Origin of the sequence: Erysipelatoclostridium sp. DFI.2.3, from assembly GCF_019132535.1 — a bacterium.
In the GTDB taxonomy this organism is placed as follows: domain Bacteria; phylum Bacillota_I; class Bacilli_A; order Erysipelotrichales; family Erysipelotrichaceae; genus Clostridium_AQ; species Clostridium_AQ innocuum.
Genome location: NZ_JAHOOJ010000043.1, coordinates 1 through 10225 on the forward strand (window position 1 = coordinate 1; position 10225 = coordinate 10225).

General features: G+C 45.4%; 8 protein-coding genes. All 8 read right to left on the minus strand.

Annotated features, from left to right (window positions below; all coding sequences use genetic code 11):
• Nucleotides 1-189: 189 nt before the first annotated feature.
• The 8 genes from KSZ58_RS22095 to KSZ58_RS22130 all read right to left on the minus strand — a co-directional run bounded on the left by KSZ58_RS22095 (nt 190) and on the right by KSZ58_RS22130 (nt 9773).
• Nucleotides 190-1395: a diphosphate--fructose-6-phosphate 1-phosphotransferase gene (locus tag KSZ58_RS22095; protein ID WP_065530799.1), complete on the minus strand. Its 1206-nt coding sequence runs from the start codon at nt 1393-1395 to the stop codon at nt 190-192.
• 72 nt (nt 1396-1467) lie between these two features.
• Complete coding sequence (locus KSZ58_RS22100) at nt 1468-1818, minus strand: hypothetical protein (RefSeq protein ID WP_044906837.1); 351 nt, start codon at nt 1816-1818, stop codon at nt 1468-1470.
• A gap of 60 nt (nt 1819-1878) precedes the next feature.
• The gene (locus KSZ58_RS22105; RefSeq protein WP_217752943.1) at nt 1879-3297 is read right to left on the minus strand and encodes a spore germination protein; all 1419 of its coding nucleotides are present in this window, start codon (nt 3295-3297) and stop codon (nt 1879-1881) included.
• Nucleotides 3298-3430: 133 nt separating this feature from the next.
• Nucleotides 3431-4348 carry a cell division protein FtsZ gene (gene ftsZ, locus KSZ58_RS22110; RefSeq protein ID WP_224727290.1) on the minus strand — a complete coding sequence of 306 codons (918 nt, stop codon included), beginning with the start codon at nt 4346-4348 and terminating at the stop codon, nt 3431-3433.
• Between the two features lie 373 nt (nt 4349-4721).
• Complete coding sequence (locus KSZ58_RS22115; protein ID WP_065530797.1) at nt 4722-5720, minus strand: NADPH dehydrogenase; 999 nt, start codon at nt 5718-5720, stop codon at nt 4722-4724.
• Nucleotides 5721-5736: 16 nt separating this feature from the next.
• Nucleotides 5737-7593: an ABC-F family ATP-binding cassette domain-containing protein gene (locus tag KSZ58_RS22120; protein WP_217752945.1), complete on the minus strand. Its 1857-nt coding sequence runs from the start codon at nt 7591-7593 to the stop codon at nt 5737-5739.
• Between the two features lie 33 nt (nt 7594-7626).
• Nucleotides 7627-8919 carry an N-acetylmuramoyl-L-alanine amidase gene (locus KSZ58_RS22125; protein ID WP_217752944.1) on the minus strand — a complete coding sequence of 431 codons (1293 nt, stop codon included), beginning with the start codon at nt 8917-8919 and terminating at the stop codon, nt 7627-7629.
• A 17-nt stretch (nt 8920-8936) separates the two neighbouring features.
• Nucleotides 8937-9773 (minus strand): phosphorylcholine transferase LicD, encoded by an 837-nt coding sequence (locus tag KSZ58_RS22130; RefSeq protein WP_002608069.1) that lies wholly within the window; start codon nt 9771-9773, stop codon nt 8937-8939.
• Between the last annotated feature and the right edge of the window lie 452 nt (nt 9774-10225).

Below are 10225 nucleotides of genomic sequence, written 5' to 3' on the forward strand. Positions count from 1 at the left end.
AGAATGTTTTTTCACTGATTCTCTTGATTTTAACTTTAGGGGTCTTAATTTTTAGCCTTTATTTTTTCTCTCCCCCAAAGTTGACCCCCAAATTTCTGGCGAAAACCCCTAAAAAATTTGGATAGCCCTGCAGAAAAAAAGGATGCCCTCAATATGAGAACACATCCTTTTTGCTGTTCATGTATAATCTTATCGTTTGTTGAAAGGAACGATTGTCTTAGGAATTCCGTTTTCCATGATCAGTGTAGGCTCACCCTGAATCAGTGGTGTGATATAGTCATAGAATTCCTGTGTCAGACCCTGGTAATCCGGCAGAATCCATTCAACAGGTACATGTTTTACATGGTTAGCGAAGTTTTCAGCAGGTCCGGAGATAAATTTTGCATTATATCTTCCATCCACATATTCTCTCTGTACGGCAACTACGTGTCCTGTAAATTTGCCATCAGCACTTCTGCTGTGTGCTGACATACCCAGCTCAAATGCTTCTGTAACGTCAACCAGTGACTGTGCGAAGTTGGAGCTTCTTGCTGCAGTGCTCAGATCCTGCACCTTAGCACGAGGAGCGATACCAGCTTCCAGAATCATGTTTTTCAGGTTTTCACCGGCACCACCTAATACAGCGTGTCCGAAACCGTCATTTACAGCTTCACCGGCTGCAATGTATGTACCGTCTGCATAGTGAGCACCCTCACTTGTAACGATGTAGCATTTTCCTTTTTCATCCATGCATTTCTTAACCTGTGCAAGGAATTTTTCCTTATCGAAATCAACCTCAGGCAGAACGATCAGGTCAACTCTTCCGGTAACAACTGTAGAACCTGCAAGCCATCCTGCATCTCTACCCATTGTTTCCAGAATAAATACTTCTTCACGTGTATATACGTTGTAGTCCAGCCAAGTAGCGTTTACAACTTCATTAGCAAATTTAGCTCCTGAAGCGAATCCCGGACAGTGGTCAGTAACCATCAGGTCATTGTCTACTGTTTTTGGAATACCAACAAAACGCTTGTCGATATTGTTTGCCTTCGCCCACTGGCTCAGTGCATCAACAGTATCCATGGAATCATTTCCGCCGATATAGAACAGAATTTCGATATCATGCTTGTCCATGATTTCAACCAGCTTGCGGTAATCTGTTTCATCGTTTCTCTTCAGCTTGTAGCGGCAGCTTCCAAGTGCAGAAGACGGCGTCTGACGCAGAAGTCTGTTTTCGTAGTCGCTCATGTTTGTCAGATCGTATAAACGGTCTTCCAGAATTCCTTCAATACCATTTAATCCACCATATACGTGGTCATATACAGGGTTCAACTGGTTTGCGCGTACCACACCTGCCAAAGAAGCGTTAATAACGGTAGTTGGTCCACCAGACTGTGCAACTAAACAATTTGCCATGTTATAATTCCTCCTATTAACATTTAACATTACGGCATTATTTTAGCACATAATCCGCTATTTTTAAAGTTCCTATTTGTTTTTCTTTGTATTATACTGTCCAAATATACCGATAAAATCAAGAATCAGGTCATTCACAAGCAGAATCGCGGAAACCTGCCAGTTTTTAAAGGCGATGATCACAATACCTGCCAGCATACAGCCCTCCAGAATCAGCAGCAGACGGATATCCTTTTTATAGCGTGCATCCCCCCACAGCGGCAGCAGTCCCTTCACATCCTGATGCCTCAATATATAGTCATCCATCAAAATCAATACGATCCAGTACAGAACACCGCCGTCGCGATAGCTGTACAGCAAAGCAGGCATCAGCGCCAGCTCCATACAATGTGCCAGTATATTATCCTGTATTGTTTTTTCCATATGCAAATCACATCCTCATGCATATGGTAACACGTTTCGCAGATTATGGAAGCAAAAGTTTCAGGAACGGCTGCTGCTTTTCCCTCGCAGCTTTTTCCGTGCGAATATCATTTTGAAATCATGTGGATTGAACGGGAACAGCGGATAGAAATAGGAGGTATTTGTCACGGTGCGGTTGCTTGCCATGATAATCAGCATAAGTGCGATACCGAGCCAGAAGCCCCAAACCGGTGAAATCGCCGTAAGCACCAGCAGCATCACACGCATGAATTTGATCGCATAGCCCAGCTCATAGCTTGGCTGCGTGAAGTTCGCAAGTGCCACAAATGCCATATACAGGATAATTTCCGTTGCCAGCCAGCCTGCATTCACTGCAAAATCCCCCAGAATCAGTGCACCGATGATACTGAAGGAGCTGTTCAGGGAGCTTGGGGTGTTGAGAGATGCCATCTTCAAAGCATCAATACCGAATTCCAGCACCAGAAACTGCACGATGATTGGCAGATTCATATGGTCCTGTATCATCGCAAAGCTGAGCCAGTCCGGTGTCAGCTGCGGATTGCAGTTGAGATAGTACCAGATGGGTGTGACAAGCAGTGTCAGGAAAAACACCAGAATGCGTACGATGCGCAGATAGCTTCCGGTAATCGGTGGCAGATAATAGTCCTGTGCCTCCTGTATGAAGTCAAAAAAGCTGGTCGGCAGGATGAGCACGCTGGGCGAGTTGTCAATCATCAAAATGACCTTTCCCTCCAGAATATTACTGCTGGCCGCATCCGGGCGCTCTGTATAGCGGACCTTAGGAAACGGATTCAGCCATTTGTGCGGTACCAGTGCCTCGGCAAGACTCTCCTGCGCCATGGTCAGCGCCTCCACATGGATTTCCGACAGCTTTCTGCGGATATCATCCAGCAAATCCTGATCCGCCAGTCCATCCATATAGCACAGCACGATATCACTTTTGCTCATGGAGCCCAGCGTATGGTATTCCATTCGCAGATGCGTATCGCGGATTCTTCGCCGTATTAAGGCTGTATTGAAAATCAGTGTTTCCACAAAACCATCCCGACTGCCGCGCAGCACCTTATCATCCTCCGGCTCCTGCATACTGCGTGTAGGATACGTTCTGGCATCAATCACGATACCTTCTTCATAGCCCTCCACAATCATCAGGACACTGCCGCTTAAAACAGATGTAATCATCGCCGCAAAATCCGGCTGCACATCCACCTCGAGATAGGAGAGCCAGGAGTCGCAGAAGGTTTGAATATCCTGTGTTTCCACGCATTCCTTTACGTCTGCTTTCAACAGAAACTCCATCATCTTTTCCAGTATTTCATCCTTCGCAAAGCCATCCACGAAATACAGGCTCATATGGATTCCCTGTACGAGTAGCGGTTTAACGACGATATCAAAGTTTAAATCCGTCTGCATTTGTTCTTTCAGGCGGGTGTTCAGTTTCTCATATTCCTTTTTCATTTGCATCACCTGCTGTTATCGTGTGCAGAATGAAAGGAATTATGCAGGAATTCATGAATGTATACATAGAATATATAGATTTTCTTCTAGCTGCTTTTATTGCTATACTTCCTGTAAATATTTTTTAAGAGGCTCATCCTGCCGCAAGAATCGTTACAATGACCTCGTCCTTTAAACTATCATTGATTGCCATGCCGAATATGATATCCAGTGCACCACCAGCCTCCGTATGTATGAAATTGACAATTTGCTGAACCTCCTCCAATGTCAGCTCACTGTTACCGCATATGTGAACAATCGCATGATGCAGTCCCCTGATATCATGTTCTAAAAGACTTGCGGATAAAGCCTCTTTGACTGCATCTTCCCCTTTCCGATTCCCGATTCCATATCCGACGCCGATAAACCCGTGCTTCTGTTTTTCCATCGTTGTACAGATATCCGCGTAATCAACATTGATGTAAACAGGAATGGTAATCAGCTCGTACAGTGCCTGTATTCCCTGCTGAATGATGCTGTTTGCTGTGGAAAATGCACTGGTGATCGGAGCATTGCCAAGATGCTGAAGGATATGACGGTTAGAGAGCGTAATGCAGGTATCCGTGTACGAATATATTTCTTCCATGGATGCCATAGCAGTGCGCATGCGTTTTTTTCCTTCAAAGGGAAAGGGCAGCGTTACAAACGCAATGGTCAGCGCATGCAGCTCTCTGGCAAGCTGTGCAAATACCGGAAGTGCTCCGCTCCCTGTACCGCCCCCAAGACCGGCACATAACAGTATCATATCCGCACCCTTCATTCTTTTACAGATTTCCTCCTTCGCCTCGATTGCTGCACGCTTGCCCAATAACGAATCTGCTCCTGTCCCATATCCTTTCGTCTGCTTTTCTCCAATCAATAGTTTATGCTCCTGTGAAAGCTGCAGCAAAGCAAGCCGATTGGTATTGACCGCAATATATTCCACACCGTGCAGTCTATGCTGCAGCATATGGCGGATGATAGTATTCCCGCCATCACCGATACCAAAAATTTTAATTGTGACCTTTCCCATAGAATCTCCTTTATCTTTCAGACAGATATCATAACACATGATGTAAATAAAACGCACACCTTTCATTATGTAGTAAGACGATACTGCTGTATCCCCTGCCAACCTCATTTTCAGCACCTGTACAAAAATACGTTTATCATTGCATTCCATTACAAGACATCCTGTAATAAATACCCACCATCTGCACAGCTGATTTTGTATCCAATCCTGTTCCTTCTCCTACATAATTGTTAAAAAGTAGGGCATCTGTAAATTCGTACAGTTTTATCAAATACATACCATCACCTGTCTGTATATTACAATATCCGCTGTTTCAAATTTGACACATGTCGCCAGTTTTCCAGAAAAAAACAGTCCGAAGACTGTTTCTACATTATTTCATATGGATTCCACGATACAGACACTGACCGATTTCTTCCTCACGAAGCAATCCCAGCTCATCCTGCCATTTCAACAGAAAAAACGGATCACGCAGTAATTTCCGCCCGAGAAGCACATAATCACAGCGCTCCTCCTGCAGGATCTGACTGATTTCTGATTCTTTGGTAATACAGCCAACCCCCATGACCGGTAACGTCGTCATGGTACGGATCGTTTCCGCATAGGGTATCTGATACAGCGGGTACGCATGTACAGCCCCTGTATTCAACCCGCCGCTGGATACAGAAATCGCAGCAGCTCCGGCTTCCTCAATCACCAGTACCGTTGACTTCATATCTTCCGGATGCAGACCACCGGCTTCATATTCCTCGGCAGAGATACGAACCACGATATCTCCCTCAAAATTATCCCGGCAGCCCTCCACGATACGGCGAAGCAGAAGGGTACGGTCCTGCCCATATGCATCGCTGCGCTGATTGGTGAGCGGAGATAAAAACTGGTTAATCAGATACCCGTGGGCGGCATGCACCTCCACAAAATCATATCCAAGCTCCCGTGCCCAGCGGCTTGCGAATTCAAAATTCACAATCAGCTCATTGATACCGTCCTCATCCAGAGAGATGACATCCCCCTGCTCCATCGGTCCATACTTCTGATTACCAAAGGTATTTTTCATTCCGGCGTGATTTAACTGAATACCGATGTTCACACCATAGGCATGAACACAATCCACAATATCCTTCAGAATCTGCCGCTGCCTCGGTGTAAAGATTCCCAGACATTCATCATTGATATAGCCGTGGGCATTTACTGCCGTAGCTTCCTGCACGATAAAGGCCGGCCGCCCCTTGGCAAGCGTATCATAATGCGCAACATGATGCAGATTTCCCACACCATCCTTTGTTTTCACCATATAGGTACACATGGCAGGTACTCCGATGCGATTACTCAGCTCCATATGCCCCAGCTTGTTTTTTTCAAAAACCTTCAAGTGAATCCCTTCTTTCTTAGTTTTCTACTTTCTCACTGTATTCTTCCCACTTTTGCATCAGATTTTCAATTTCATTGTGAATAAGATCAATTTTTTCATCCAGCTCCTGCATTTTATGATAATCGTGGTAATACTCCGGTTCAAAGCGCAGCTCACGAAGAGCCTCCAGCTCCTCCTCCTTCACCGCAATCTTTTTTTCCAGCTTACTGATTTCCTTGCCGTAATTGATGTAGCGCTCCGGCTTTGCACTTTCTTTTTTCTCCGGCTGCTGCCTCTTTTCCACCGGCTGCGCCTTATCCCTGTTCATATATTCCTCATAGGTCAGCGGATAATAGCTTGCCTTACCGTCATCAATGACCAGAATCGCGGTAGCCAGCTTGCTGATAAAGTAACGGTCATGGGAAACAAACAGCATCGTGCCCTCATAATCCTTCAGGGATTCCTCCAGCGCCTCTTTTCCGATGAGATCCAGATGGTTGGTCGGCTCATCCATTAAAAGGAAATTGGGGTGTGACAGCATCAGCTTCACAAAGCTCAGGCGTACCTTCTCTCCTCCGGACAGACAGTCCACGGTTTTGAAAACCTCTTCCCCGGTAAAGAGAAAGCATCCCAATGCAGTACGCACCTCAGTGCGATTCAAATCCGGAAAGTCGTTCCACACCTCTTCCAGCACGGTATTTGCACTGTTGAACTGCGCAAGCTCCTGATCAAAATATCCAACCTCGATCTGATGCCCGAGCAGAAAGCTGCCGGACAGCGGCTCCACCTGCTTCATCAGCGTTTTCATGAAGGTTGATTTTCCTTTTCCGTTTGGCCCGATCACGGCAATCTTGGCAGACTGCATAACCTCCAGATTCACCGTACATAGCGGCTGGTCATAGCCAATTGTCAAATCCTGTACCTCCAGGACCCGTTTTCCACCCTTTACATTGGGTACAAAGCGGGCATTGAAGCTTTTCTCGTTGCTTTTGGGATCCTCGATGCGCTCCATACGGTCCAGATATTTGATTTTTGACTGTGCAAAGGCAGCCTTGTTTTTCTTATACCGGAACTTCTCAATCATCTCCTCCATTCGCTGAATTTCCTTCTGCTGGCGAATATAAGCGCTTTTCTGCTGTTCCAGATCACTTTTTTTCACATTCACGTAATTGCTGTAATTTCCCGGATACCGCCGCATGACACCGTATTCGATTTCATAGACAACATCCACGACATCATCCAGAAACATACGGTCATGGGATACGAGGACAACTGCCTTGGGATAGCGTTTCACATACCCCTCCAGCCACTCGATCGTATCGATATCCAGATGGTTCGTCGGCTCATCCAGCAACAGGACATCCGGCTTGCTCAGCAGCAGTTTTACAAATGCCAGCCGTGTTTTCTGACCACCGGAAAACGTGGAAATCGGGCGTTTCAGGTCTTCCTCCTGAAATCCGAATTTTGTAAAAATCGTCATCATTTCACTGCGATACGTATAGCCGCCCATTTCTTCAAAGCGCTGCTGTACATCCGCATAGGCATTCAGCACAGCTTCACTGTGGTCGCTGCACATTTTTTCACTCAGCTCCTCCAGCCGTTTACCAACCGCCTTCACCTGTTCAAAGGCCTGCTCCATCTCTTCTTCCACAATGACATTCTCATCCGTGAAGGTCGTCTGTGCCAGATAGCCGATCCGCAGTTTATTTTCCTTATGAATTTCTCCGGCATCCAGTACTTCCGTTTCCGCAATCACCCGCAGCAGCGTTGTCTTTCCGCAGCCGTTTCTTCCGACAATGGCGATTTTCTCAGTATTTCTTATTTCAAACTGTATGTTTTCAAATACGGTTGTTGCACCGTAATATTTGCTTCCTTTATGAATCTGATATTTCATCATCTCCACCTTCTTTTATTAGATTCGTAATATTTATTTGGACGCATTGATGCCGCTGGCAAAGGAGGCGGCTGCCTGTTTGGAAATCTTCTCCCCGTTCTTTAACCAGTATGCGGCATCCTCTTTATTTGATACATAGGCAAAATCTATTTCCAGCCCCTGCATGCCGTCCGCATCCACAAAGGTCTGGTTTTCCTTACGGGCATTCTCACTGCCCTTTCCTGCCATGGTTGCACGTCCGCCCGCTTCCCGAATATTGGAATACATATCGTAGCCGCCACTGATCAGCGGACTTGCACCGACACCGGGATTGTTCGCATCCGTATACGCACTGCCGCCCATCTTCAGCTTCTTTTCCAGACCGTACATAATATTTTTTCCAAGCGTCGGACTGCTATAGGCACTGTGCCAGATTTCCACACCGCTCACATTCTCATCCGGGTTCGTATTAAACCGCAGATAAATATAATAGCGTGCATGCTTCTGATAGCCGTCTGCCAGTCTGCCGTCTTTTCCATAGGCAGGCTTCGGCTGCTCTGACGCATCGCTTTTCGTTATTTCCACCCGCAGACCATGTTGTTCAAGCTCTTCCTTCATCCATACGGCTGCCTTGTAGGTTTCCTTATATTCTGTGATACCATTCCCTTTATTTCCCTCATCCGGGACATAGGTAAGATCCATATTCATTCCATAGGGATCCAGCAGAACATCAATATCTCCCTCTTTGGGCTTGGCTTTTTCCACGGATAAAAACAGATAGTTCTGATCCAGCTTACTGTCGTAATCCTTCAGCAGATCCTGATCCGCAATCAGCTTTATCGCATTGACATTTCCCTTGCGCTGTACGGTGGTAAAGGTATCCGAATGCAGCGTCCGATCAAAGATAACCCGCTTCTTCACCAGATTATCAATAACCGTTATCTCATAATAGCCGGGATTGAGATCCTCCAGCGTGATTTTCTGATCCGCTGTGGAATCCATGGTCATCGGAATGGTTTCATCCGTACACAGGTTATGCAGCTCTACGGTTTTTCCTGCAAGCTCATCCTTGTCGCCTTTTGCATCATATGTCTGAGTATATAAACCCAGAGATTCTCCGTAAAAGACATAATCCCGAACCGTAAGGGTATCGGCAGCCTTTTTGTTTAACAGATGTATCGTTTCTTCACTGTTCAAGCCGCAGACAGTGAATTTTTTTGCTGTTTCCTTCTTCTGCGGAAACAGCAGTCCTGCGACCGCATACAAAACAAGAGCAACCAGCAGAATCAGCGGTACTGCGATTTTCCAGCGTACCTTGTATTTTCGTTGTCGAGGTGCGTATGCCATGAGTATCCCTCCGTTTTCTAACGTATATCATCAATCAGTGAAGCCTGCAGTTCGATATCCTTGATATGCTTGGGTGCCTGGTCCTTTAACGGCGGATAGCTCATATGCTGCGTGGATACTTCAACATCCAGCATATCCTTCGGTCTCTTCGGTACCGGCAGCATGGTATCCTCAAACTCCACGTACTGTATAGGAAAAACACTTTCCAAGCTGTATACAACCGGATGAAAAAAGGAATTAAAGGTCCAGGTCAGATCATAGCCAATCCATGCGGTGTTCTTATTGATCTGCCCGTATTTTTTTGCATTGCGTACAAATCGGCGCTTTAAAAGCAGCGGATTGCAGTGCAGATTCTCAAAGAAGACGATCAAAACCATCAGAATACCGTTGCGCACACGCCATATAAAATCCTTTGCTTTGTTTTCGCTTACATGATCCAGCACAAAAATATCAATGAACAAGCCGTCACTATCTCTGCATTTATTTTTTAACAGCGCGTTGTATTCCACACAATAGGTACCTTTTTTTCGTACCTTCATCGGCGGAACCAGCACATTATACTCGCTGTGGGTTTCAAAGCACTGTGTGATATAGGCATCGCCCAGTTCATGAACCACCCTTTGGAATTTTTCATAATCCTCGCGCAGCATTCCGATATCCGCATCATCATCCCATGGAATAAAGCCTTTGTGCCGGACAGCGCCAAGGGCACTTCCGCCGGTCAGCCAGTATCGAATGTTGTGCTTTTTACACAATGCATCTATATCCTTCAGCATTTCCAGCAGTACGAGCTGTACATCCCGTACGGTAATGCTGGTACCATCTTTTCTTGTCTTTAATATGTACTCTTTCATCACAAATCACCATGTTATATTATAGAAGATAAAGATAGCGAACACAACGGTTTTCAAAAAATATCACAAAAAGGTAAGAAACCATAATGCGAAATCACTAAAATAACAGAGTCACCGGTAATATTTGAAAGTACCGGGCTTTTTTGCGGTCCAATCGCGTCATGGAGAGCAGGACAACGACAAAGCATGTAAAATAAATACTACGGATACGGAAATCTATCCTAAACCGTCTTGAGGAGTGCATTGTTTATCTATCTGCTATGAAATCCCCTTTTACATAAAAATATAACAAAAAAATCAAACATTTGTGGATTTTTTAGGAATATGACAGATTCCATACGTATAGAAGGGGGTAAGGAGCCCTTACAGAATGGAGGACATAAAAATGTCAAATGCAAGGAATCAACTCAACTACAGTAACGATCTATTTTTTAAGTACACCCTTTCCCGTG